This window comes from Citricoccus sp. K5 (assembly GCF_902506195.1).
Lineage (GTDB): Bacteria > Actinomycetota > Actinomycetes > Actinomycetales > Micrococcaceae > Citricoccus.
The window spans coordinates 46,933-70,040 of sequence record NZ_LR732817.1; the positions used below are offsets into that span (position 1 = coordinate 46,933).

20 protein-coding genes are annotated in these 23,108 nt (G+C 67.0%); 17 read left to right on the forward strand and 3 right to left on the reverse strand.

The window, feature by feature from the left end:
• Positions 1–81: 81 nt before the first annotated feature.
• On the reverse strand, positions 82–858 hold the full coding sequence (locus BOSE125_RS00205; protein ID WP_159548418.1) for a FadR/GntR family transcriptional regulator: 777 nt from the start codon (positions 856–858) through the stop codon (positions 82–84).
• Between the two features lie 235 nt (positions 859–1,093).
• Here BOSE125_RS00205 and BOSE125_RS00210 point away from each other — a divergent pair, with 235 nt between their 5' ends.
• The 8 genes from BOSE125_RS00210 (at position 1,094) to BOSE125_RS00245 (ending at position 9,857) form a co-directional block, all read left to right on the forward strand.
• On the forward strand, positions 1,094–2,260 hold the full coding sequence (locus BOSE125_RS00210; RefSeq protein WP_159548421.1) for an acyl-CoA dehydrogenase family protein: 1,167 nt from the start codon (positions 1,094–1,096) through the stop codon (positions 2,258–2,260).
• A gap of 1 nt (position 2,261) precedes the next feature.
• Positions 2,262–3,041: an SDR family NAD(P)-dependent oxidoreductase gene (locus BOSE125_RS00215; RefSeq protein ID WP_159548424.1), complete on the forward strand. Its 780-nt coding sequence runs from the start codon at positions 2,262–2,264 to the stop codon at positions 3,039–3,041.
• 3 nt (positions 3,042–3,044) lie between these two features.
• A complete protein-coding gene (locus BOSE125_RS00220; RefSeq protein ID WP_159548427.1) occupies positions 3,045–4,256 on the forward strand; it encodes a thiolase family protein in 1,212 nt (403 codons plus the stop codon).
• 5 nt (positions 4,257–4,261) lie between these two features.
• Positions 4,262–5,608: an acetyl-CoA hydrolase/transferase family protein gene (locus BOSE125_RS00225; RefSeq protein ID WP_159548430.1), complete on the forward strand. Its 1,347-nt coding sequence runs from the start codon at positions 4,262–4,264 to the stop codon at positions 5,606–5,608.
• Positions 5,605–6,552 carry a hydroxymethylglutaryl-CoA lyase gene (locus tag BOSE125_RS00230; RefSeq protein WP_159548433.1) on the forward strand — a complete coding sequence of 316 codons (948 nt, stop codon included), beginning with the start codon at positions 5,605–5,607 and terminating at the stop codon, positions 6,550–6,552. Before BOSE125_RS00225 ends, BOSE125_RS00230 begins: the two co-directional genes overlap by 4 nt.
• Positions 6,553–6,650: 98 nt before the next feature.
• Positions 6,651–7,412: an SDR family NAD(P)-dependent oxidoreductase gene (locus BOSE125_RS00235; RefSeq protein ID WP_159548436.1), complete on the forward strand. Its 762-nt coding sequence runs from the start codon at positions 6,651–6,653 to the stop codon at positions 7,410–7,412.
• Positions 7,413–7,420: 8 nt separating this feature from the next.
• Positions 7,421–8,260, forward strand: coding sequence for a 1,4-dihydroxy-2-naphthoyl-CoA synthase (gene menB, locus BOSE125_RS00240; RefSeq protein ID WP_159548439.1), 840 nt, complete (start codon positions 7,421–7,423; stop codon positions 8,258–8,260).
• 70 nt (positions 8,261–8,330) lie between these two features.
• Positions 8,331–9,857 carry a long-chain fatty acid--CoA ligase gene (locus BOSE125_RS00245; protein WP_159548442.1) on the forward strand — a complete coding sequence of 509 codons (1,527 nt, stop codon included), beginning with the start codon at positions 8,331–8,333 and terminating at the stop codon, positions 9,855–9,857.
• Positions 9,858–9,917: 60 nt separating this feature from the next.
• Here BOSE125_RS00245 and BOSE125_RS00250 read toward each other — a convergent pair whose 3' ends face one another.
• Positions 9,918–11,669: an AMP-binding protein gene (locus BOSE125_RS00250; protein WP_159548445.1), complete on the reverse strand. Its 1,752-nt coding sequence runs from the start codon at positions 11,667–11,669 to the stop codon at positions 9,918–9,920.
• A gap of 156 nt (positions 11,670–11,825) precedes the next feature.
• Here BOSE125_RS00250 and BOSE125_RS00255 point away from each other — a divergent pair, with 156 nt between their 5' ends.
• The 8 genes from BOSE125_RS00255 (at position 11,826) to BOSE125_RS00290 (ending at position 20,159) form a co-directional block, all read left to right on the forward strand.
• On the forward strand, positions 11,826–12,611 hold the full coding sequence (locus BOSE125_RS00255; RefSeq protein ID WP_159548448.1) for an enoyl-CoA hydratase/isomerase family protein: 786 nt from the start codon (positions 11,826–11,828) through the stop codon (positions 12,609–12,611).
• 85 nt (positions 12,612–12,696) lie between these two features.
• Positions 12,697–13,968, forward strand: a complete 1,272-nt coding sequence (locus tag BOSE125_RS00260; RefSeq protein ID WP_159548451.1) for a CaiB/BaiF CoA-transferase family protein — start codon at positions 12,697–12,699, stop codon at positions 13,966–13,968.
• Between the two features lie 17 nt (positions 13,969–13,985).
• On the forward strand, positions 13,986–14,798 hold the full coding sequence (locus BOSE125_RS00265) for an enoyl-CoA hydratase/isomerase family protein (protein ID WP_159548454.1): 813 nt from the start codon (positions 13,986–13,988) through the stop codon (positions 14,796–14,798).
• 53 nt (positions 14,799–14,851) lie between these two features.
• Positions 14,852–15,664 (forward strand): enoyl-CoA hydratase/isomerase family protein, encoded by an 813-nt coding sequence (locus BOSE125_RS00270; RefSeq protein WP_159548457.1) that lies wholly within the window; start codon positions 14,852–14,854, stop codon positions 15,662–15,664.
• 13 nt (positions 15,665–15,677) lie between these two features.
• Positions 15,678–16,712: a phosphotransferase family protein gene (locus BOSE125_RS00275; protein ID WP_201301096.1), complete on the forward strand. Its 1,035-nt coding sequence runs from the start codon at positions 15,678–15,680 to the stop codon at positions 16,710–16,712.
• Positions 16,713–16,791: 79 nt separating this feature from the next.
• On the forward strand, positions 16,792–17,823 hold the full coding sequence (locus BOSE125_RS00280; RefSeq protein WP_159548460.1) for a hypothetical protein: 1,032 nt from the start codon (positions 16,792–16,794) through the stop codon (positions 17,821–17,823).
• A 3-nt stretch (positions 17,824–17,826) separates the two neighbouring features.
• Positions 17,827–18,297, forward strand: a complete 471-nt coding sequence (locus BOSE125_RS00285) for a MaoC/PaaZ C-terminal domain-containing protein (protein ID WP_201301097.1) — start codon at positions 17,827–17,829, stop codon at positions 18,295–18,297.
• Between the two features lie 68 nt (positions 18,298–18,365).
• Positions 18,366–20,159 (forward strand): long-chain fatty acid--CoA ligase, encoded by a 1,794-nt coding sequence (locus tag BOSE125_RS00290; RefSeq protein ID WP_159548463.1) that lies wholly within the window; start codon positions 18,366–18,368, stop codon positions 20,157–20,159.
• Between the two features lie 108 nt (positions 20,160–20,267).
• Here the strand turns inward: BOSE125_RS00290 and BOSE125_RS00295 are convergent, their stop codons facing one another.
• Positions 20,268–21,590, reverse strand: a complete 1,323-nt coding sequence (locus tag BOSE125_RS00295) for an MFS transporter (protein WP_159548466.1) — start codon at positions 21,588–21,590, stop codon at positions 20,268–20,270.
• A 256-nt stretch (positions 21,591–21,846) separates the two neighbouring features.
• Between BOSE125_RS00295 and BOSE125_RS00300 the strand changes: the two genes are divergently transcribed.
• On the forward strand, positions 21,847–23,076 hold the full coding sequence (locus BOSE125_RS00300; RefSeq protein WP_159548469.1) for an ABC transporter substrate-binding protein: 1,230 nt from the start codon (positions 21,847–21,849) through the stop codon (positions 23,074–23,076).
• Positions 23,077–23,108 lie beyond the last annotated feature (32 nt).

Genomic DNA, 23,108 nt, shown 5'->3' on the forward strand with positions numbered 1-23,108 from the left:
AGGGCGGCACCGGACATCAGGTGCCGCCCTCGGGCTTCGAGCATGGCGTTGGGGTGGACGTGTCCCTTCGGCGGAGGGCGCCTATAGGCCGACGTTGATCCCCGTGCGCTCGTCCACCTCGAGGAGGGCCTCGGCGTAGGAATGGACGTGACGGGTCATGCGACGCACGGCGGCGTCCCGGTCCTGTTCGCGGATCCCGCGAGTGACAGACCGGTGGGCGCGGACCGTGGTGGCCCGCACCGCGTCGTCCACGAACCCCTGGTTGTCCGTCGCCTCGTAGATCGCGCGGGACAACGCGCGCATCATTCCCGAAAGCAGTTCATTGTGGCTGGCTTCGGCGACGGCCATGTGCCAGTCAACGTTGATCTGGAGGAATTCGGCGAGCGAGGCGCCCTCGGCCTGCTCGATCTGGTTGTTGAGCTCGTCCAGTCGCTGGAGGTCCTCGTCGGTCCGGTACAGGGCGGCGAGGCCGGCGCACTGCGGCTCGATGGCCTCGCGGGTCTCCAGCAGATCGTCCAGCCGGATCTGCCGGCCGCGGATGAGCAGTTCCACGGAGCTGGCCACCGAGTCGCTGTCCGGGCGGCGCACGAAGGCACCCCCGGAGCGGCCGGTGCGGATGGTCACGAGGCCCTGGACCTCCAGGATGCGCAGGGCCTCCCGGACGGTGGTGCGACTCATGGCGGTCTGGGCGACCAACTCGCGCTCGGGTGGCAGGGACGTGCCCTCGGGGAAGTCGCCACGGAGGATCCGCTCCCTCAGGTCGTCCGCCAGGACGTCGGACGCCTTGGGCACCTGCAATGGCGACAGGGACGCAGCGGGCGCGCCCGGGATCGACGTGGTGCCGTTCGATGTGGCCATGGTTGCCTCCTGGGTTGCGCGGGTATGCGGCGTGCGGGTTCCTCGGGCGAACCTGTTCCTCGGCGGCCACGCCACCCATCGGAAAGCAATGGTTCAAGAATTTCCCTCACCGCCGAGATTACCAGTAGGGTCTTCGTGACTAAACGGTCAGACCTTTGGTATGGTTCCAGGCATTGGACGCAGCGACCGCGTCCAGCCCCTCACAGGGCGCCCCTTCACCACAGGAGGCCTCCGCATGGACTTCGAACTGACGGAAGACCAGCAGACCATCAAGGACGCCGTGGCAGAGCTCGCCGCGCGTTTCGACCACCAGTATTGGATGGACAAGGACCTCAACAAGGAGTTCCCCACCGAGTTCTACGAGGCCTTCGCCGAAGGCGGCTGGCTGGGACTGACCATTCCCGAGGAGTTCGGCGGCCACGGCATGGGCATCACCGAGGCCTCCCTGCTGCTGCAGGAGGTGGCGGCCTCCGGTGCCGGCATGAACGGCGCCAGCTCCATGCACCTGTCCATCTTCGGCATGCATCCCGTGGTCGTCCACGGCACCGAGAGGATGAAGCAGGAGAACCTGCCCCGCATCGCCGCCGGTGACCTGCACGTGTGCTTCGGCGTGACGGAGCCTGGCGCCGGCCTGGACACCACCCAGATCACCACCTTCGCCCGCAAGGACGGTTCCGACTACGTGGTCAACGGCCGCAAGGTGTGGATCTCCAAGGCCGTGGAATCCGAGAAGATCCTGCTGCTGACCCGGACCACCAAGGCCGAGGACGTGCAGAAGAAGACGGACGGCATGACGCTGTTCTTCACCGACTTGGACCGGGCCCACATCGACGTCCAGCCCATCAAGAAGATGGGCCGCAATGCGGTGACCTCCAACGAGCTGTTCATCGACGACCTGCGGATTCCTGAGGAAGACCGCATCGGCGAAGAGGGCAAGGGCTTCACCTACCTCCTGGACGGCCTCAACCCCGAACGCATGCTGGTGGCCGCCGAGGCGCTGGGCATCGGCTATGCCGCCCTGAAGGCCGCCACCCAGTACGGCAACGACCGGGTGGTCTTCAAGCGCCCGATCGGCAAGAACCAGGGCATCCAGTTCCCTCTGGCCGATTCACTGGCCCGCCTCGAGGCCGCCGAGCTGATGCTGCGCAAGGCCACGTGGCTCTACGATCACGGCAAGCAGTGCGGCAAGGAGGCCAACATGGCCAAGTACCTATGCGCCGACGCCGGCTTCGACGCGGCCGACCGGGCCCTGCAGACGCACGGCGGCATGGGCTACTCCGAGGAGTACCCCGTGGCCCGCTACTTCCGCGAGGCCCGGCTGACCCGGATCGCCCCCATCAGCCAGGAGATGATCCTGAACTACCTGGGCTCGCACGTCTTGGGCCTGCCGAGGAGCTACTGAGATGACCGTGGAACAACGAAGCTACCCTGCCGTCTTCTCCCTCCAGGGCCGTTCGGCCCTGGTGACCGGGGCCGGTGCCGGCATCGGTGAAGCTGTGGCCCGTGCGCTGGCTGCCGCCGGTGCCGCGGTGCTCGTCACCGACCTGCAGGAGGAGGCCGCCCGCGTGGTGGCCGAGTCCATCGTCGCCGGTGGTGGGACCGCCGCCCATGCCGCCCTGGACGTGCGCAACGCCGAACAGGCCGCCGCCGCGGCGCGCCAGGCCGCGGAGCTCAACGGGGGAACCCTGAACATCCTCGTCAACAACGCGGGCGCCATCGCCCCGGCGATGTTCCCGAAGATGACCGCCGAGCAGTTCGAGTTCGTGATCGGCGTCCACCTGGTGGGTTCCTTCACCGTCAGTCACGCGGCCCAGGAATTCCTGCCCGACGACGGCACGGGCCGCATCCTCAACGTCACCTCCGCGGCCGGATTGACCGGCACGATCGGCCAGGTGAACTACGGCTCCGCCAAAGCCGGCATCATCGGACTCACCAAGTCCCTGGCCAAGGAACTGGCCCGCCGTCAGATCACGGTCAACGCGCTCGCCCCGCTGGCCGCCACGGCCATGACGGAGACCGTGCGGACCAATGAGAAACTGTCCGCGAAGCAGCTGGCCCGGATCGCCATGGGGCGTTGGGCCACCCCGGAGGAGATCGCCCCCAGCTTCGTGTTCTTCGCATCCGATGCGGCCAGCTACATCACTGGCCAGGTCTTGCCGGTCGACGGCGGAACGGTGGTCTGAACCATGAGCAACACCGCGCGCACACAGCGTTCCTTCACCAATCCGTTCATCGAGAACGGCCGCGACGCCTGGATCGTCGAGGCCCTGCGCACCCCGATGGGCAGATCCCACCCCGAGAAGGGTTGGTTCCGGGATGTCCACCCCAACGAGCTCCTCGGTCGGGTCTACACGGAACTGCTGAAATCCACCGGCCTGGCCCCTACGGAGATCGAGGACCTCGTGATCGGCTGTACGGCACCGTTCGGCGAGCAGTCCCGCAACATCGCCCGCAACGCCTGGCTGCAGGCCGGTTACCCGCCGGAGGTCCCCGCCACCGTGCTGGACCGCCGCTGCGGATCGGCCCAGACTGCCGTGGAGATGGCCGCCGGGCTGGTGTCCTCCGGAACCCATGACGTGGTCATCGCCGGCGGCGTGGAGCACATGGGACATGTGCCGATGAACTCCCCCGCGGAGATCTCCAAGCTCTACGGGGATCCCTGGCCGGAGGAACTGCGAGCCCTCTACGACTTCGTCCCTCAGGGCGAAAGTGCCGAACTCATCGCCGACCGCTGGGGAATCACCCGCGAACAGATGGACGAGTTCGCTGTCCGCTCCCATGCCAGGGCCGCCGAGGCCGTGGACGCCGGCCGTTTCGAGCGCGAGACGATCCCGTGGGAGACCCACGGTGAACGTCATGCCAGCGACCAGACGATCCGCCCCAGCACGTCCCTGGAGTCCCTCTCCGGCCTGAAGACCGTCTTCCGTCCGGATGGCCGGATCACCGCCGGCTCCTCCTCGCCCATCTGCGACGGCGCCGCCGGCGTGGTCATGGCCTCGGACGCCGCCGTCGAACGCCACGGCCTGACCAAGCGTGCCCGCATCCTGGACCAGACGACGGTCGGGGTAGACCCGATCATCATGCTGACCGGGCCCATTCCGGCCACGCAGAAGCTGCTGGAACGCAACGGGATGACGATCGGGGACATCGACCTGATCGAGATCAACGAGGCATTCAGTTCCGTGGTCCTGGCCTGGGAACAGGAACTGAAGCCGGACATGGACCGGGTCAACGTGAACGGCGGCGCCATCGCCCTGGGCCACCCCGTGGGCGCCACCGGATCCCGGATGTTCGCCACACTGCTGGCCGAGATGGAGCGGCGCGACGTGGAGATCGGCCTGGTCACCATGTGCTGCGGCGGCGGTCTCGGCACTGCCACCCTGATCCAGCGGGTCTGACGGCCATGGCCCGCATCGATTTCAGCGCTCTGCTGGCGGAGGCGTCCGCCAGCGGTGCCGTACCGGGCGTGTGGTGGGGGCAGGGAGCCGGGGAACCGGTGTCTCTGGTCGACTCCCTGCTGGACACACTGGCTGATCCGGCCTCCGGGCTCGAGCGCGTCCGGGCCTTCAGCGGCCTGAGCCTCAACCCGTGCCTGGGCCGGGACCTGCCGGATGGCCTCGAGATGGAGTCCTACGGCGCCCTCGGGCAATTGCGCAAGGTCGCGGCCGCCGGACGGCTGGAGGTCATCCCGGCAAACTATTCGGCGTTGCCCCGGCTCTTCGCGCAGGGAAGGCTCCCGGCCGACGTCGGGATGGTCCAGGTCTCGCCGCCGAACCGGAACGGCGAGGTGTCCCTCGGTGTGGCCGTCGATTACTTCGGCGACGCGATCGGGTCCACGCGGATGCTGATCGCGGAGATCAATCACGCCATGCCCTTCCTTGAGGACGCGCCCCGGCTGCCGCTCTCCGCCTTCGCCGCCACCGTGGAGGTGGACCGGCCCCTGGCCGAGATGGATCACCGCGCCCCGGACGAGGTCGATCTGGCCATTGCGGCCCACGTGGCGGGGATGGTCGAGGACGGCGACACCCTGCAGATCGGCGTCGGCACCCTGCCGAACGCGGTCCTGCAGGCGCTGTCCGGGCACCGTGACCTCGGCATCCACTCCGGGATGATCACCGACGGCGTGCTCGACCTCATCGAGTCCGGCGTGGCCACCGGTGCCCGCAAGGAGATCGACTCCGGGGTGGCCGTCACCGGTTCCGCCCTCGGCTCCGCCGGGCTCTACCGCCGGCTCGGCGAGCAGCAGGGCCGGCGGCAGGACGACGGGCTCGACGTGTCCTTCCGTCCGGCCAGCTACACCCACGACCCGGCCGTGCTGTCCCGACTCGGCAGTCTCGTCTCGATCAACTCCGCCCTGGAAGTCGATCTGTCCGGCCAAGTCGGATCCGAACGCGTCGGCGGACGCTTCCTCGGTGCGATCGGCGGCCAGGCCGACTTCAGCCGGGCCGCCGCCCTGACCGGGGCTCGGTCCATCATCGCGCTGCGGTCCACCAGCCGTGGAGCCTCCACCATCCGCCCCGAGCTCGACGGCGGCCTGGTCGCCACCGCGCGCGCCGACGTCGACGTGGTGGTCACCGAGCACGGCGCAGCCGTGCTGACCGGGCTGACGGAGCGGGCTCGCGCCCGCGCCCTGATCGCCATCGCGGCCGAGGAGCACCGAGACGAGCTGGCGTGCGCAGCCGACCTCCAGACCAATCAGACCAGTCAGACCAACCAGTACAACCAGAGCAATGCAGAGGTGCCGGCATGACCGAGACAACCACCAACGCCACCCCCGGCGAGGACCGCACCGTGGCGATCCGCGAGGTCGGCCCGCGGGACGGCTTCCAGAACGAGCCCGAGACCATCCCCACCGCGGACAAGATCCGGCTGATCAATGAGCTCGGCCAGACCGGTCTCACCCGGATCGAGGTGGCCAGCTTCGTGCGTCCGGACGTCATTCCGCAGCTCTCCGACGGGGTCGAGGTGCTGAAGGGCATCGACCTGCCCGAGTCGGTGGAACGCATGGTGCTGATCCCCAACACCAAAGGTCTGGACAACGCCCTGGCCATCCGGGAGCTCTTCGACGCCTGCACCCTGTTCGTCAGCGCCTCCGAATCCCACAACAAGGCGAACATCAACCGCACCGTCCGCGAGACCATGGACGACGTGAAGACCATGGGCGGCCGGATCGCGGCCGAGGGCATCAAGTACGGTGCCGTCATCGCCACCTCCTTCGGCTGCCCCTACGAGGGCCACATTCCCATGGAGCGGGTGCTGGACCTGGCCGAGGAGTTCGCCGAGTCCGGTGCCACCGAACTGGGCTTCGGGGACACCACGGGCATGGCCAACCCGGCCTACGTGCATCGCTTCTTCACCGAGGCCGCACGCCGGCTGCCCGGCGTCGAGCTGACGGCGCACTTCCACAACACCCGGGGGCAGGGCCTGGCCAACGCCTACGCGGCGCTGGAGGCAGGCTGCCGGTCCTTCGAATCCAGCTTCGGAGAGCTGGGCGGCTGCCCCGTGCCCAAGGGATCCACCGGCAACATCGCCTCGGAGGACCTCATCAGCATGTTCCACGAGATGGGCGTGCAGACCGGAATCGACCTGGATGCCCTCATCACCTCGGCCCGCCACGCCCAGGAGGTGCTGGGCCGCAAGCTGACCAGTCACTCGATTGTGGCCGGACCCATCCAGTGGGAGGCGGCGGCCTGATCGGCTCACCCCCGCCGCGCACGCCTCCACCGCAATCGACACCACGCATCAAGACCACGCCGGGCGCCACCGCCTGACCGCATGAAGGGAACACGACCATGACCGAAGTACGCACCGCGCTGATCACCGGAGGAGCCCAGGGCATCGGCAAGGGCATCACCACGTCCCTGGCGGAGGCCGGGTTCTCGGTGGTCATCGCCGACCTCAACCTGGAGGTCGCCACCGCCACCGCCGAAGAGCTCACCGGCCGCGGCCTGAAGGCCTCCGCCGTGACCATGAACGTGACCGACTCAGCCTCCGTCGCCGAAGCGGTCCAGCAGGCCGAGGCCCAGTCCGGGCCGATCAGTGTGCTGGTCAACAACGCCGGCTGGGACGACTTCATGCCCTTCCTGGACACCACCGAGGAGTTCTGGGACAAGATCGTGGACCTGAACTTCAAGGGCCACCTGCGCACCATCAAGGCGATTGTCCCGGGCATGATCGAGCGCGGCTACGGCCGAGTCATCAACATCGGTTCCGACGCCGGCCGCGTCGGATCCTCGCTCGAGGCCGTGTACTCCGGCGCCAAGGGCGGGGTCATCGCCTTCACCAAGACCCTCGCCCGCGAGGTGGCCACCCAGGGCGTCACCGCGAACGTAGTCTGCCCCGGCCCCACGGACACCCCCGCTCTGCGTAAGTTCGCGGACGGTGCCGGCGACGACGCGGACAAGGTCATCAACGGGATGAAGCGCGGCGTGCCGATGAAGCGCCTGGGCACCCCCGAGGACATCGGTCCGGCTGTGGCCTTCTTCGCCTCTGAGGGCGCGGGCTTCATCACCGGTCAGACACTGTCCGTCTCCGGCGGACTGACGATGGCCTGAGCCGCGTCATGACCGAGACGACTGCGCCGGAGACCTGGACTGCCTCTGGGACCTACGAGGACATCCGCTACGAGACCACGCCCGACGGCATCGCCAAGATCACCATCGACCGCCCCGAGGTGCACAACGCTTTCCGGCCCCAGACGCTGATCGAGGTCTCAGAGGCACTGGTGATCGCCCGCGAGGACGAATCCGTCGGCGTCATCATCCTCACCGGGGCCGGTGACCAGGCCTTCTGTTCCGGCGGGGACCAGCGTGTGCGGGGGAACAGCGGATATCAGACGGCACCGGGGGCCACGGGGCGGTTCCACGTGACCGACCTGCACGTGCAGATGCGCCGGTGTCCCAAACCGATCGTGGCCATGGTCGCCGGCTGGGCCATCGGTGGCGGCCACATCCTGCAGATGGTGTGCGACCTGTCCATCGCCGCGGACAACGCCCGCTTCGGACAGGTCGGTCCGCGCGTCGGCTCCTTCGACGGCGGCTTCGGCGCCTCCCTCCTGACTGAACTGGTGGGGGCGCGCAAGGCCAAGGAGATCTGGTTCCTGTGCCGTCAGTACACCGCCGAGCAGGCCCTCGAGATGGGGCTCGTCAACACCGTGGTGCCGCTGGAGCAGCTCGAGCAGCAGACACAGTCCTGGTGCCGCGAGATGCTGGCCTTGTCCCCGTACGCGCTGCGCCTCATGAAGGCCTCCTTCCACGCGGCCGAAGACGGCTTCGCGGGCATCCAGCAGCTGGCCCATGACGCCAACCTGCTGTTCTACGGCACGGAGGAGGCCCAGGAGGGGCGCGAGGCGTTCAAGGCCAAACGGGAACCCGACTTCTCGAGGTTCCCCCGCCGGGCCTGAACCGGGATCCCGGCGCTTCCCCTGCCACTGCCACTGTCCCAGACCGTTCACCACCTACGTGAGGACCGCCATGCACGCCCTCGGACTGGCCACCTGGTTCCGCCGCCGCGCCGAAAGGGATGGATCCCGAGATGCGATCTCCTTCGCCGGCCGGACCCTGACCTTCGCCCAAGCTCAGGCCGAGATAGAGGCCTTCGCCGACATGCTGGCCGCCTCCGGGGTCGAACCCGGGGACCGGGTCGCCTATGTGGGGTTCAACCACAGCCGCTTCCTCATCGCGCTGTTCGCCACCGCGCGCCTCGGGGCCATCTTCGTGCCGCTGAATTTCCGGTGCACCGGCCACGAGCTGGCCTACTTCGTCCGGGACAGCGGCGCACAGTTGCTGATCTCCGACGAGGCGCACTCGGGCCCGCTGGACGAGGTCCGCGCCGACCTCGACGTCCGGACCTACCTGCGGTTCGGGGAGGGTGCGGAGGGGTGGCAGGGCATCGACGAGCTGCTGGCCCGGGACTGTCCGCACGTTCAGGAGGCTCCCGTGGACCCGGACTTCCCGGGTGTGATTGTCTACACCTCCGGCACCACCGGCAACCCCAAGGGCGCCGTCCTCTCACACCGGAACCTGTGGACGAACAACGTCAACTGGATGCTCTCGGTGGGCTACGGCTCTGACCATGTGGCCCTGACCTCAGCACCCCTGTTCCACTCCGGCGGCATGTGCGTCATGACCCTGCCGATGCTCATGGCCGGTGCCCACGTCATCATCCACGAGAAGTTCGACCCCGGTCTGTTGCTCGATGACGTGGAACGGTACCGGGTGACCTCGCTGTTCCTGGTCCCGGCCATGATGCAGGGCATCAGCCGGCACGAGCGCTTCGACTCAGCCGACCTGTCCAGCATCCGCATCGTCGTGGCCGGCGCCGCTCCCGTGCCGGAATCCCTGCTGCGGCTCTATGGTTCGCGGGGCATCCCCGTGAGCCAGTGCTGGGGCCAGACTGAGGTGGCCACCGGGGCCACTTTCCTCGGAACCGAGGAGGCCCTCGACAAGCTGGGATCCTGCGGGACGGCGGGCTTGCTCAACGAGGTCCGGCTTGTCGACTTCAGCGGCGAGCCGATCACCGAGCCGGGAGTCCGCGGCGAGCTGTGCGTCCGCGGGGACACCGTCACCCCCGGGTACTGGAACCTGCCGGAGGCGACGGCGGCCGCGCAGGGCGGCGACGGATGGTTCCGCACCGGGGACGTCGCCTACCAGGACGAGGATGGCTACTTCTACATCGTCGACCGCCTGAAGGACATGATCATCAGCGGTGGGGAGAACGTCTACTCCGCCGAGGTCGAGGACGCGATCTACGGTCACCCGGCCGTGTCCGAGGTCGCCGTCATCGGAGCCGCCGATGAGCGCTGGGGCGAACGCGTGGTCGCGGTGGTGGCCTTGAAGGACGGCGCCGAACTGGACCTCGAGACACTCCGTGACTTCGCCGGTGCGAGGCTGGCCCGTTACAAGCTGCCCCTTGAGCTGCGGCTGGTGGACGAGTTGCCTCGCAACACCACCGGAAAAGTCCTCAAGCATGAACTGCGCGCGGAGAGCACCTCTGCGTGAGTGGTCATTTGCTGTGGCGTAAGGACGTCTAACGTCACGGTAGATGACCACCCACACGTCCTAGCGCAATAGCTCGTCCGTGTACTCGACCACTTGCTCGGTGGAGTTGGCTGCAAGTGCGGACGCGCCGCCGTCGGGATGGACCTCGTCCTCCCGGCGGCGCAGCTCGACCCGGCGGATCTTCCCCGAGATGGTCTTGGGCAGGTCGTGGAACTCAAGACGCCGGATCCGCTTGTACGGGGCCAGGTGCTCGCGGCAGTGCTGCAGGATGGCCTTCGCGGTCTCCTCGGTGGGCTCCCAGCCCTCGGCGAGCCGGATGTACGCCTTGGGCACGGCCAGCCGGATCGGATCGGGGGAGGGCACCACGGCCACCTCGGCCACGGCGGGGTGCTCGATCACCGCGGACTCGAGTTCGAAGGGCGAGAGCCGGTAGTCGGAGGCCTTGAAGACGTCGTCATTGCGGCCCACATAGGTGATGATCCCGTCCTCATCCCGGGAGACCAGGTCGCCCGTGTGGTAGATCCCGTTCCGGAACGCGAACGCCGTCTTCTCGGGATCGCCCCAGTAGCCGGGGGTCAGTCCGACCGGCCGGGGGTCAAGCCGCAGGCACAGCTCCCCCATCTCGGCGGACTCCTCGTCCGTGTCCGGGTCGATCAGCACCACGTCGTAGCCGGGCAGCGGGCGCCCCATGGCACCGGGGCGCACGGGCTGGCCCGGGGTGTTGGCCACCTGGAGGGTGGACTCCGTCTGGCCGAAGCCGTCGCGGATCTGGGTGCCCCAGGCCTTCTCGACCTGGGCGATGACCTCCGGGTTGAGCGGCTCGCCGGCCGCCACGATCTTGGTCGGCGGGGTCTTCAGCTGGGACAGGTCGGCCTGGATCAGCATCCGCCAGACGGTGGGCGGGGCGCAGAAGCTCGTGACGGACTCGCGCTCCAACTGGTTCATCAGGGCCTTCGCGTCGAAGCGGCCGTAGTTGTAGAGGAACACGGTGGCCTCAGCGATGAACGGGGCGAAGAAGTTCGACCAGGCGTGCTTGGCCCAGCCGGGGGAGGCCACGTTCAGATGTACATCTCCGGGCTCGAGGCCGATCCAGTACATGGTGGACAGGTGCCCCACCGGATAGGAAGTATGGGTGTGCTCCACCAGCTTGGCCTTGGAGGTGGTCCCCGAGGTGAAGTACAGCAGCAGCGTCTCATCGGCCCGGGTCGGCTGGTCGAGGTGGAACTCCTCGGGGGCGGAGAAGGAGTCCTGCCAGTCGTGGACTGGGTGCCCGCCGCCGGCAGGATCGCTGCCCGGGCGGTCACCGATCTGCACCAGTTGGTAGTCCCCGGGGACCGCATCGAACTTGGCGGCGTCGGCCCCGGTGGTGACCACCCAAGTCGCCTGGCCTCGCTCGACCCGGTCCGCCAGGTCGGCCGGTCCGAGCATCACGGTGGAGGGGATCACCGGGGCGCCGAGGCGGAAACAAGCCAACATGACCTCCCACAACTCGACCTGGTTGCCGAGCATCACGATGATCCGGTCCCCGCGTTGCACGCCGACGCCGGACAGCCACGCGGCCACCTGATGCGACCGGGCTGCCAGTTCGCGGTAGCTGCGGCGTTCCTCGGCACCGTCCTCCTCGACGATGACCAGGGCGGGCTGTTCCGCGCGGGGGCCGGACGCGATGTCATCGATCCAGTCTGAGGCGAAGTTGAAGTGCTCGAACCGGGGCCACTGGAAGGTGCGTTGGGCGGTCTCCGGCTCGGTCCGGCAGGCAAGGAGCTGGTCGCGGGCCTGTCGGAAGGTGTCTGCGGCGGACTGCTGCGTCATGGGAGGCCTTTCTGCTGTACCCGGTGGTCTCTGTCACGCCAGACTACTGACCGGTACCGGAAAACGGGTGGGAGTGGCAGGGCCTGGTCTTCACAAACCGTGCTCTACACAGTACGGTCAGACCATAAGCATACTTTTCTTGATCCGGAGGTACTGATGACGGCTGAGCTGGCTACCGACGTGGTGACGTGGGAGATCGTGCGTCCCGGGACCATGGTGGTGACCATGGACCGCGGACCGGCCAATGCGCTCGGCATTCCCCTGCTGGACGGGTTGCAATCCGCCTGTGACGCAGCCGAGGCCGCCGGGGATATCAAGGTCATGGTCATTCGCTCCGCCATCGACGGCTTCTTCGCAGCCGGTGCGGACATCAAGCATCTAGGCACCATCAATGCCGAATCCTTCACCGCCTACGGCAACCAGATGCGGGCCGCCAACGACCGCATCGAATCCGCATCGTTCATCAGCATCGCCGCCGTCGACGGTCTCGCCTTGGGTGGCGGCATGGAACTTGCCATGGCCTGCACCTTCCGGGTGGGCGGCGCCCAGGCGCGGTACGGCCTGCCGGAGGTCAATATCGGGCTGATTCCCGGCGCAGGCGGCACCCAGCGGCTACCGCGGCTCGTCGGCCGTGGCAAGGCGCTCGACATCATCCTCACCGCCCGTAAGGTCCCCGCTGCCGAGGCGGCGGAGATCGGACTCGTGGACCGCTCCACCGACGGCGATGTCCTGGAGGCAGCCCTCGCGCTCGCCGACGAATTCGCCGGGGCCTCGTTGCCGGCACAGCTGGCCGGCATCCGCTCGGTCGACGCCGCCTATGACCTGCCCTTCTCCGAGGGCGCACTGGTGGAACTGGAGCAGGAGCAGGGTCTCTTCGAACACGGTGAGGCCGCCGAGGGCATCGAAGCCTTCATCACCAAGCGCAAGCCGGACTTCGCCTGAACCTCCCCGCGAGCAGTCGCCGGGTTTCGACCGGGTGACCGCCAGCGACCGACCAGCCATCCACCAGAAGGGACCAGGGGACACCATGACCACTCCGGAACGATCGTTCACAGGACCGCTCGCAGGCCTCCAGGTCCTGGAGATCGGCGGCATGGGACCGGGACCTTTCGCGGCCATGGTCCTGGCCGATCTCGGTGCCGACGTGGTCCGGGTCGACCGGGCCCACGGGGCCAGCCTGCCCGGGCCGAACCACGACTTCCGCAAAGAGGTCATGCACCGGGGCCGCCGTTCCGTGGCGGTGGACCTGAAGCATCCGGACGGGGCCGGCGTCGTCCTTGACCTGGCCGAACGCGCCGACGTGGTCATCGAAGGCTTCCGGCCTGGGGTGGCCGAGCGGCTCGGCATCGGGCCGGAGGACTGCTTCCTACGCAATCCACGGATCATCTACGGCAGGATGACCGGCTTCGGCCAGGACGGTCCGCTGGCCCAGGACGTAGGCCATGACATCAACTACATCGCCACCTCGGGGCTGCTGTCCCTCATAGGGCGCAAGGACGCACCGCCCACCCCGCCGCTGAGCCTGCTAGGCGACTTCGGCGGCGGTGGCATGCTGTTGGCCATGGGCGTGCTGGCCGCGCTGTGGGAGACCGAGCGATCCGGGGAGGGGCAGGTCATCGACGCGGCCATGGTGGACGGGGCTGCGCTGCTCGGCACCGCCTTCTTCGGGTTCATGCCCACTGGCGACTGGCGCCAGGAGCGCGGCGCGAACCTCGTGGACAGCGGCGCACCGTTCTATGACAGCTACGAGACCTCCGACGGCGGCTGGGTCGCCGTGGGCGCGATGGAACCGCACTTTTATGCGGACTTGCTGACCGTCCTCGAGCTGGACGAGGCGTCGCTGCCCGGCAGCCAGTATGACGAGGCGGCGTGGCCGGCCCTCAAAGAGGTCATTGCGGACCGCTTCCGCACCCGCACCCGGGACGAGTGGGTCACCGCGGCACGGGGCCACAATGCCTGCCTGCATCCCGTGCTGACCATGGACGAGGCCACCCGCTCGGAGCATGCCCGGGCCCGCGAATCCTTCACCGAGATCGACGGTGTGGCACAGCCGGCCCCGGCTCCGCGGTTCAGCCGCACCCCCGCGACCGTGACCGCGCCGCCGCCGTTGCCCGGCGAGCACACTGAGGGAGTCCTCGCCGATTGGGGGACACCGACGTGGAGGATTGCCGAATGGCTGAAGTCCGGTGCCGTCGTCGATGCTGAGACCGCCGCCGGGGAAGACGCGGGAACTGCGATCGCGAACGGGACCGAGACCACCGAAACGACCACCGATTCGCCCGCCGAGGCGCGGGCCTGAACTGCCACGGAGCGACCATGAAGACCACTGAGACCACATACGAGACCTTCACCCTGGATGAGCGGGCCCCCGGTGTGGTGGTGATGACGCTCAACCGCCCCGAGACTTACAACGCCATGACCAACACCATGTTCCGGGAGTTCGAGGAGTTGGCGTGGGCCATCGACGACGACGATGACATCCGAGTTTTGGTGATGACCGGCGCCGGTAAGGCCTTCTGCTCGGGTTATGACCTCAAGGATGCCGACGACCTGCCGAACCTGGGTGCCATGGGCATGCTCGACCAGCAGGAACGTGCCGCCCGGGCCCTGCTGGCCCTGCGCAGCATCCGCATCCCCTTCATCGCGGCCGTCAACGGCCCGGCGGCCGGCGGCGGCATGTCCCTGGCTTTGGCCGCGGACATCCGGTTGGTCTCCGAATCCGGACGTTTCAACGCGGCGTTCGTCAAGATCGGCCTGACCGCGGGCGACCTGGGCGTTTCTTGGCTGCTGACGAGGTTGATCGGCCCCGGCCATGCGGCCGAGATCGCCTACACGGGACGCCAGGTGGGTTCCGAGGAGGCGCTGCGGCTGGGTATGGCCACCAGTGTCCACCCGGACGGCGAGGTGGTGGCCGCCGCCGTGGAGTTGGCCGTGTCCATCACCGGGAACTCGCCCACCGGGGTCCAGCTGTCCAAGCGGGCACTGCAGGCCAATATGGAGGCTGCGTCCTACGCAGGAGCCCTGGAACTGGAGAACCGCGGCCAGGCATTGCTGACCCGTACCCAGGATATGTCCGAGGCGCTGGCCGCCTTCAAGGAGAAGCGCCAGCCGAACTTCATCGGGGCCTGAGGCCCGACACCTATCTGCCACTCAGGCACCCCGAGCGACGAAAGACGAGAGACATGAACCTGCAGATCCCCCAGCTGGAAACCCTGACCGTGGAAGAACTCCCCGGGGACATCGTGGTCCTCCGGATGAACCGGCCGGACCGGATGAACTCGCAGACCGTGCAGATGTTCACGGAGTACGGCATCGCCGCCCGCGCCCTGCGGGACAGCGGCGCGCGAGCCATGATCCTCACCAGTGCCGGGGAGAAAGCCTTCTGCGCCGGATTCGACCTGGACGAGATCGACGTGATCACCACTATGGGCGTCCGGGAATTCCTCAAGTTCCAGGAGACCGCCACCGGAGGAATCCAAGGCATCCGGCACCTGCCGTTCCCCGTCATCGCGGCCATCCACGGGCCCGCGACCGGTGGCGGGCTGGCCCTGTCCCTGGCCGCGGACATCCGGCTGGCCGCGCCGACCGCCAAGTTCAGCGCTGCCTTCGTCAAGGTCGGGCTGTCCGTGGGCGAGCTGGGGACCTCCTACAACCTCACCCGGTTGATCGGCCCGGGCCGCGCCGCCGAGATCGGCTACACGGGCCGGATCGTGAAGGCCGAGGAAGCTGAACGGATCGGGCTGGTCAACAGGATCGTGCCGACCGAGGAACTCTTCGACGCCGCCCTGATGATGGCCCAGCAAATTTCGGAGAACTCGCCGGGAGGCGTGCGCATGTCCAAGCGGGCCATCCAGCGCAATCAGGAGATCACCTCCTACGCGGCGGCCCTGGAACTGGAGAACCGGGGACAGGCACTGATGACGCGTACCGAGGACATGCCCGAGGCGCTGGCGGCGTTCAAGGAGAAGCGTGCGCCCCAGTTCACCGGGCGCTGAGATGGAACGAGTCATGACACCCACTGATAACCGGGAACTGGTCTGGGACTGGACCGAGCAGACCCTGGCCGACTTGGCCTGTTTTCTCGAGGACCGCGGGGTGATGTCCGGCCCACTGAGGTCGAAGCCGATCGGTGACGGACATTCCAACCTGACCTTCCTCATCACCAACGGCGAGGCGTCCGTCGTCGTGCGCCGGCCCCCGCCGCCCCCGCTGCCGCCGGGGGCGAACGACATGCTCCGGGAGGCCCGGTTCCTGTCCGGCCTGCACGGCACGGGCTATCCCGTGCCGGAGGTGCTGGCCACCGCGCAGGAGGGCGAGGTGCTGGACGTGCCGTTCTACGTCATGTCCTTCGCGAGCGGCCACGTGGTCACGACCTCCACGCCGGAGGCCCTCGCCACCCCGGAGCAGCGGCTCAACATCGCCCACTCCCTGGTGGACAACCTGGCCCGGCTGCATCAGACGGACTACCGGGCCGCCGGGCTGGACGACCTCGGGCGGCCCGAAGGTTTCAACGCCCGGCACCTGAAGCGGATGGCCCGGCTGGTCCAGGACGCCGCGGGCAACCTGCCGGCGGATTTCGACGCCGTCTACGACTGGTTGGCCACCAACGTTCCCGCAGAGTCCGGGGAGGCGGTCATCCACAACGACTACCGCATCGGCAACACGATGATCTCGCCCGATGCTCCCGGCCGGGTCATCGCCATCCTGGACTGGGAACTGGCGACCCTGGGCGACCCCCTCTTCGACCTGGGGTACTTCCTGTCCTCCGTACCAGAGCCCGGCCACGCCCGAACCCCCACCGAGGACCTGGGCGCGGCCATGCTCGAGGAGGGCTACCCCGGCCGTGCCGAACTTGCCGAGCGCTATGCCGAACAGACCGGGGCAGACCTGACCCACCTGGACTGGTACGTCACCCTGGCCCTGTGGAAGCTGGCCGCGCTGTACGAGTACAGCCGCCGCCGTGGGGAAGACGAGTACTACCTCACGCCCGGTCTCGTGGACAGCTTCCTGGCTGAGGCCCGGGAGACCGCGGGGCTGGCATAGGCCTGACACCGAACCGAATCGACACCGACGACGCTGGCCTCTCACCCCGCGAGCCGGCGGCACCGCACCGAGGAGCACCATGAGTACTGATTTCGACGACGCGATGATCACCACCACCACCACCGACATGCCGGAGAAGTTCTTCGACCGGTTCATGTTCAACCTGCACCCCGACGACGGCACCAGCCCCTCACTCGTCCTGGGTGCCGGTGCCTATCCGCCCCGGGACGTGGCCGACGGGTTCGTGGTGCTCTCCACCCCTACGGAGCAGCGCAACCTACGCTTCTCCACTGAGCTCTCCGCCACCGACGGAGCCTCCGTCGGACCGTTGCGCTGGGAGACGGTGGAGGACAACAAGATCTGGCGCCTAGTCCTCGGCGCCAACCGCACCGGCCTGGAGCTGGACCTGACCTGGAAGGCCCGGGCCCCGTACTGGCTCGGCTCCGTGGACGTGGAGAACGCCGACGGGAACACGACTTCCTTCGACCACCTGTTCCAGCCCGGCCGCTACGAGGGCACCCTGACTCTGGACGGAGAATCTCAGTCGGTCGCGGGTTGGTATGGCGTCCGCGACCGCTCTCGCGGGGTCCGCACCATGTCCGGCGGGCAGGGACTGCATATCTGGTACCAGGCCCAGTTCCCGGACCGCGCCATCGGCTTCTTGCTGGTGGAGGACCGCGAGAGCGGTCGGATCCTACTCGAGGGCGCCGTCATGCACGAGGACGGCGAGGTGGACGACGTCACCGGCGTGGTCCACGACCTGGCTTTCACAGACGACAACGACCTGGTCTCCGGCACCGTGCAGGTGACCACGGCGGCAGGCCGCACCTACCGCGTGGACGCGGACGCGACCGGCGGGGGAGGGTACATGGCCGGCGGCGGATACGGCGGACACCATGGCAAGGTCCGAGGGCGCGACCACGAGGAATACGACGTGTACCCGCTGGACGGCTCCGTGAGCGCCAAGACCTTGGACTCCGCGCTGACCGACCGGAGCTCGACGTTCACTTGGGACGGCCAGGTGGGCTACGGGATCTTCGAGTACGCGCTGACCCGGTCCTCGTCCTACGAGTACAAGCCCACGCTGGATTCCACCACGGCGGAGGCCTGAACCGTGGCCCGGCGTCATCTGACGATGGCGGAGCTACGGGATGTGGAAGGACAGGAGATCGGGACCACCGGGTGGCACATCCTGGACCAGGACACCATCGCGGCCTTCGCCGGAACGACCGGGGACACCGAGCGGATTCACCTCGAGGCGGAGGCGGCCAGGGCACAGGGTCTGGACGGGACCATCGCCCACGGACTGCTGACCCTGGCCCTCGGGCCGATGTTCATCCAGGAGCTCTTCGCCGTCACCAACCACTCCCGGGTGCTGAACTACGGCTTCGACAAGGTCCGGTTCCTAGAACCGGTTCCAGTCGACTCCTCGATCCGGATGGTGTTGCGACTGGAACGGGTGAGGCCGATCGAGGGCGGCAGCGCCTTCCACCTCAACCAGGCTTTCGAGCTGCGATATCCGGATGGCACAGTTGCCAGTCGTCCCGCCTGCGTGGCGGAGGCCGTGGTGGCCTACTTCGACTGAACCCGCCTGAGTCCAGTCCACTCGCGGGATTCGCCGCCATGTGGGCCACCAGTACGAAGGGCTGCATCATGACAGAACCGAAGGCCTCGCAGACCACCGACGGCGACGGCCGGATCAGGCCAGAGGACACGCTCGGTACGCTGTTCCTCCGCTCTGCAGCGGAGGACCCTACGGCTGTGGCCCTCTCTGGGAACTCCGCAACCTTCACGTGGCAGCGGTACCGGGAGATTACTTCTTCCATGGCCTCCGGATGGCGTGCCCTGGGATTAGGGCCCGGGGATGCCGTCGCACTCCTCATCGGTCCCAGTCCCGAGTTCCATCTCGTGGACACCTCGGTATTGCTCGCGCGGGGCGTACCCTTCTCGCTGTCCCCCGAGGACCCGTCTGACCGGCATGGTCTACTGCTGAGGCTCTCCGGCGCCCGAGTCATCGTGACCGCACCCGAACACTTGAAGGTAGCCCATGCGGCCGCCGCGGACGCGGGGAGCCTCGGAATCCGCGTCGTGCTCCTCGGCTCATCACCGGCCGCTTCCTCCGCGGACACGGCATCGGGAGCGGTGTCCCTCGAGGAAGTCGTGCAGGCCGGACGGGCATCACAGTTGCCCGACGCCGGCCCTGGGGATCCCGAGGACATCGCCACCTTGATCTTCACCTCCGGAACCACCGGCACTCCCAAAGGGGTGCGGCTCTCGCACCGGGCCATCGTCAGTTCCCTCGCCTCCACCGACGCCATCGCCCCCATCGGTGTCGGCGGAAAAGTCCTGTCCTTCCTGCCCACGGCACACATCGCCGAGCGATTCATGAGCCACTACCAGGGACTCGCTTTCCGTCTGAGCATCCGCAGCGTCGCGGACCCGGCCACCCTGTATGACGAGGTCCTCCGAGTCCGGCCCGACCGGTTCTTCGCCGTGCCCAGGGTCTACGAGAAGCTGGCTGCCACAACTCATCGCCTGATCGAGGCAGCCGGGCTGAGCGCTACCTTTAAAGCGAGCCTGGATCATGTGCGCCGTGAGCAGGAGACCGGACAGCACGGTTCCACCGATGAGCAAGATCAACGGCTCGCCTTGCTGGCCCCGATCCGGGCCGAGCTGGGCCTGGAGCGGACCGAATACCGCGGTGTGGCCACGGCCCCGTCCTCATCGGATATCCTCGAGCTGTTCTCCGCCATCGGCCTGCCCGTGGGAAACATCTGGGGGATGTCCGAGGCGATCATGTGCACCATGAACCCGCCGGAAAAGCTCAAGCTTTCCAGTGTGGGCATTCTCCTGGATGGGGTTGAGGGCAGCATCGACGCGGACGGCGAGATCCTGATCCGGGGCCGCAACCTTTACTCCGGCTACCTGCCCGGACCGGACACCCCGGAGGATCCGGTCGATGAACACGGCTGGTTGCATACCGGGGACCTGGGCGTCATCGATGAGGGCGGGTACCTCTCCGTGACCGGACGGAAGAAGGACCTGATGGTCACCGCCACCGGCGCGAATATCGCGCCGGCGCAAGTGGAGGGCGCCCTGGTGGGTGCCACGGACCTGGTGGCCCATGTCATGGCCGTCGCCGACCGCCGGAGGTTCGTCACCGCCGTCGTGGGCCTGGATGAAGATGCCCTGATTGAGTTCGCCAGCGTGCACGGATTGGAAGGGGGCGTTGCGCAACTCAGCAGGCACCCTGCTGTGCATCAGGAGATCGAACGGGCCGTTGCCGAGGCCAATGCTCACCTGCCGAAAGCTGCAAGGATCAGAGGTTTTCTGGTTGCCGATCGGTTGTGGCAACCGGGAGGTCCAGAGATCACCCCGACCATGAAGCTGCGCAGGCCTGCGGTCCTCGAGGAATACGCCGAACAGATCGACGCGCTCTACCGTTGAGGTTGGATGCAGCCAACCGAATGTATTGGCGCCCGAGGCCACACGTGGAAGAGGGGCTGACGGATTCCGTCAGCCCCTCTTCCACACAGCGCCGGGGGTAGCGGCCTGTTACGGTCTCGGGGAAGTCGTCTCGTCCGAAAGTTCCTCCGAGTGTGGTGCCTCGGGACCGTTGTCGGCGCTGGCGCTCTGGTGGTCCAGGGTGAAGCGGTAGGGGCCCATGAACAGTAGGCAGACGATGGCCACTCCCACGAGCAGGATGATCGGCAGGGCCCCGGACTGGTAGGAACCGGTGGCACCGTAGATCTGGCCGAGCAGGAAGATGCCGAAGGCCGAGCCCTGTGCATACAGGAAGTAGATGAAGCCCAGGACGCGTCCGTAGGAGTGCTTCGGGAAGTACCGGCTGCACATGTAGGCGGCTATGTCGCCCTCGGCTCCCAAACCCAGGCCGATGAGGACCGAGGCGAGGAACAGCAGGCCGGTGTTCGATGACGTGATCATGAAATACACACCGACCGCGCAGAGGGCGAAGATGATCGTGCCGATCACCGGCGCGTAGAAGCGGTCCAGCAGGAAGCCGACCACCAGCCGGGCGAAGAGCGAGGACAGGCTGAGGACGGAGAGGATACCCACGGCGATGACCTGGTCGATCCCTTTGTCCGTGGTCATCGGGACCACCTGGCCCATGAGGCCGAAGGTGGCGGAGGAGACCAGGAAGATGGAGATGGACAACAGCCAGAACTGGCGGTAGTTGCGCGCGATGGTCCACAAGGACTCGCCCGCCATCTTGCCGCGTTTCCGGGCCGCCAAACGCTCGGCCTCGTGGTCCGCGGGCATCCGGGTGATGAACGCGTAGACACCGGCGGGGATGATGGTGCAGAGGGCACCGATGACGAGGAAGGTCATGCGCCATCCGCCCCAGGCGAGGACCCAGTTGGCGAGGTAGGGCATGAGGACGCCGCAGGCCCCGAGGCCGGCCATGAGGATACCCAGGGCCAAGCCGCGGCGGTCTTTGAACCAGGCGCTGACCACGGTGGAGTGGGCCACCGGGTTGACGGCACCGGCGCCGGCACCGATGACGGCGCACAACAGGTAAAACATGAACTGGCTGTTCGGCATGGCCGCCATCAACATCAGGCCCACGCCAAAGGCCATCGCCATGGGGACGGACGGGAGCCGAGGGCCGTAGCGGTCAATCAGGAAGCCGAGCGCCACGATGCTGATGCCCACGAGCACCGTCTCGAGGGAGAGGCCGTTGGTCATCACGCTGCGTTCCCAGCCGAACTCTTCGGTCATGGGCGCGCCCAGCACGTTGAACAAGACGTTGACGGTGCTGGTGCCGAACAGAAGGGTCAGGAACCCGGTGACCACGTACCACCATCTGTTCAGATGGCCGGTGCGAGCCTGAACCGGGGATAGGGCTGCTGTGCTCATGGAAGCTCCTTGATCATCGTCAGATCTCCCCGATGGAATCAGCTCATGTGGCCAGGAGCAGTTCGAATGCCATGGGGACGTGCAGTGGATCACTCTCTGCTCATGAAACCAGCGTGCGTCATTAATATCAATGGTCAGGCCAAACCTCTGCTTCGATTAAGTTTGGCCAATCGTTGCTTTTGGTCTGTCCTTTGATTATCTTGGGGTGATTCACATCACAGATCGTCTCGTGCACCGTTGAACAAGGGAGCCTCCCGTGGGAGCCAAGAAGAAGATTATGTACTCGTTGTCCGCTGTGGCAGTGATGGGGTTGGTGGCCTCCTGCAGCGGTGGAGGCGCGACCGAGGCGGGGAGTGAAGGTGGTGCTTCCGGTGAGCCGATCAAGATAGCCGTCGTCCCGCCGACCAGCGGGGCCTTGGCAGAATTCGGCACGGCCTCCCGGGAGGCGTGGGAGTATGCGGCTCAGGAGGCCAATGACAACGGCGGCATTCTCGGAAGGCCTGTCGAATTGGTCATCAAGGACACCGACGCGACGGCCAACACCACGCTGAGTGCCGTTCGGGAAGCGGTGACGCAGGATGGTGCGAATTTCATTGGCGGCATCATGACCTCCACCGAGCACAATGCCGTGAACCAGCAGCTGGAGGGCCTAAATGCCCTTTCCTTCAACTCCAATGGCAAAGACGACGCGCTGACGGGAGAGTCATGCAAGCCGAATGCGTACCGTGTCGTCCAGTCCAATCTCATGGACATCAACGCCCTGGCTGATTCGCTGGGGGATCTTCCGGGAGACAAATGGGCTATTCAAGCTGTTGACTACTCCACCGGCCACGATGCGGCAGCGGCTTTCACCGAGGCTGCCGAGGCAGCGGGCAAGGAAGTGGTCTTGGAGCAGTTCGCCCCGCTGAATACCACGGAGTTCGGCAGCTACATCACTGGGCTCAAGAGCAGCGGCGCCGATGCATTGTTCGCTGTGGAATACGGTGCTGACGGAGTGGCGTTCGTGAACCAGGCCGACCAGTTTGACCTGACCGATCAGTTCGACACAGTTCTGGGATTCAACATGGTGAGCGAACCGCTGTTCGAGACTCTTGGTGACCGAATCGTGGGATTCAAGAACAATGTGGGATACGACGTCAGCGCAGCCAACGAGTCCAACCAATCGTTCGTTGAAGGTTTTGAAGCGGAGTACGACGAAAAGCCTTATTACGTCCATGCGGATAACTACCTCGCTGCCCAGACACTTTTTGCCGGCATTGAAGCTGCTGAGAGTGCGGAAACGGAAGATGTGCGCGAAGCGCTCAGGGATCTCAGCTTTGATTCAATCGTCGGCGAGGTCACCGTGCGCTCGGATGACAACCAGGTGCTTCGCCCCTCGAATATCGGGGAGGTGGTTGAAGGCGACGGCGGTCTCGCGTTCGACATCCTGCAGACCGCGGACCCCAGCGTCACCACCCCGGAAGCCAGTGACGCATGCACCATGTAGGTCGGCGGCAACGAAAGTGAGGTGTAGCCGCT

What these genes read in the sequence shown, in the direction of transcription:
- BOSE125_RS00275 (WP_201301096.1), top strand. Translation starts at nt 15,678, where the DNA reads ATGACACCCACTGATAACCGGGAACTGGTCTGGGACTGGACCGAGCAG.
- BOSE125_RS00205 (WP_159548418.1), bottom strand. Translation starts at nt 858, where the DNA reads ATGGCCACATCGAACGGCACCACGTCGATCCCGGGCGCGCCCGCTGCG.
- BOSE125_RS00265 (WP_159548454.1), top strand. Translation starts at nt 13,986, where the DNA reads ATGAAGACCACTGAGACCACATACGAGACCTTCACCCTGGATGAGCGG.
- BOSE125_RS00260 (WP_159548451.1), top strand. Translation starts at nt 12,697, where the DNA reads ATGACCACTCCGGAACGATCGTTCACAGGACCGCTCGCAGGCCTCCAG.
- BOSE125_RS00250 (WP_159548445.1), bottom strand. Translation starts at nt 11,669, where the DNA reads ATGACGCAGCAGTCCGCCGCAGACACCTTCCGACAGGCCCGCGACCAG.
- BOSE125_RS00255 (WP_159548448.1), top strand. Translation starts at nt 11,826, where the DNA reads ATGACGGCTGAGCTGGCTACCGACGTGGTGACGTGGGAGATCGTGCGT.
- BOSE125_RS00280 (WP_159548460.1), top strand. Translation starts at nt 16,792, where the DNA reads ATGAGTACTGATTTCGACGACGCGATGATCACCACCACCACCACCGAC.
- BOSE125_RS00220 (WP_159548427.1), top strand. Translation starts at nt 3,045, where the DNA reads ATGAGCAACACCGCGCGCACACAGCGTTCCTTCACCAATCCGTTCATC.
- BOSE125_RS00295 (WP_159548466.1), bottom strand. Translation starts at nt 21,590, where the DNA reads ATGAGCACAGCAGCCCTATCCCCGGTTCAGGCTCGCACCGGCCATCTG.
- BOSE125_RS00235 (WP_159548436.1), top strand. Translation starts at nt 6,651, where the DNA reads ATGACCGAAGTACGCACCGCGCTGATCACCGGAGGAGCCCAGGGCATC.
- BOSE125_RS00270 (WP_159548457.1), top strand. Translation starts at nt 14,852, where the DNA reads ATGAACCTGCAGATCCCCCAGCTGGAAACCCTGACCGTGGAAGAACTC.
- BOSE125_RS00210 (WP_159548421.1), top strand. Translation starts at nt 1,094, where the DNA reads ATGGACTTCGAACTGACGGAAGACCAGCAGACCATCAAGGACGCCGTG.
- BOSE125_RS00230 (WP_159548433.1), top strand. Translation starts at nt 5,605, where the DNA reads ATGACCGAGACAACCACCAACGCCACCCCCGGCGAGGACCGCACCGTG.
- BOSE125_RS00245 (WP_159548442.1), top strand. Translation starts at nt 8,331, where the DNA reads ATGCACGCCCTCGGACTGGCCACCTGGTTCCGCCGCCGCGCCGAAAGG.
- BOSE125_RS00215 (WP_159548424.1), top strand. Translation starts at nt 2,262, where the DNA reads ATGACCGTGGAACAACGAAGCTACCCTGCCGTCTTCTCCCTCCAGGGC.
- BOSE125_RS00225 (WP_159548430.1), top strand. Translation starts at nt 4,262, where the DNA reads ATGGCCCGCATCGATTTCAGCGCTCTGCTGGCGGAGGCGTCCGCCAGC.
- BOSE125_RS00290 (WP_159548463.1), top strand. Translation starts at nt 18,366, where the DNA reads ATGACAGAACCGAAGGCCTCGCAGACCACCGACGGCGACGGCCGGATC.
- menB (WP_159548439.1), top strand. Translation starts at nt 7,421, where the DNA reads ATGACCGAGACGACTGCGCCGGAGACCTGGACTGCCTCTGGGACCTAC.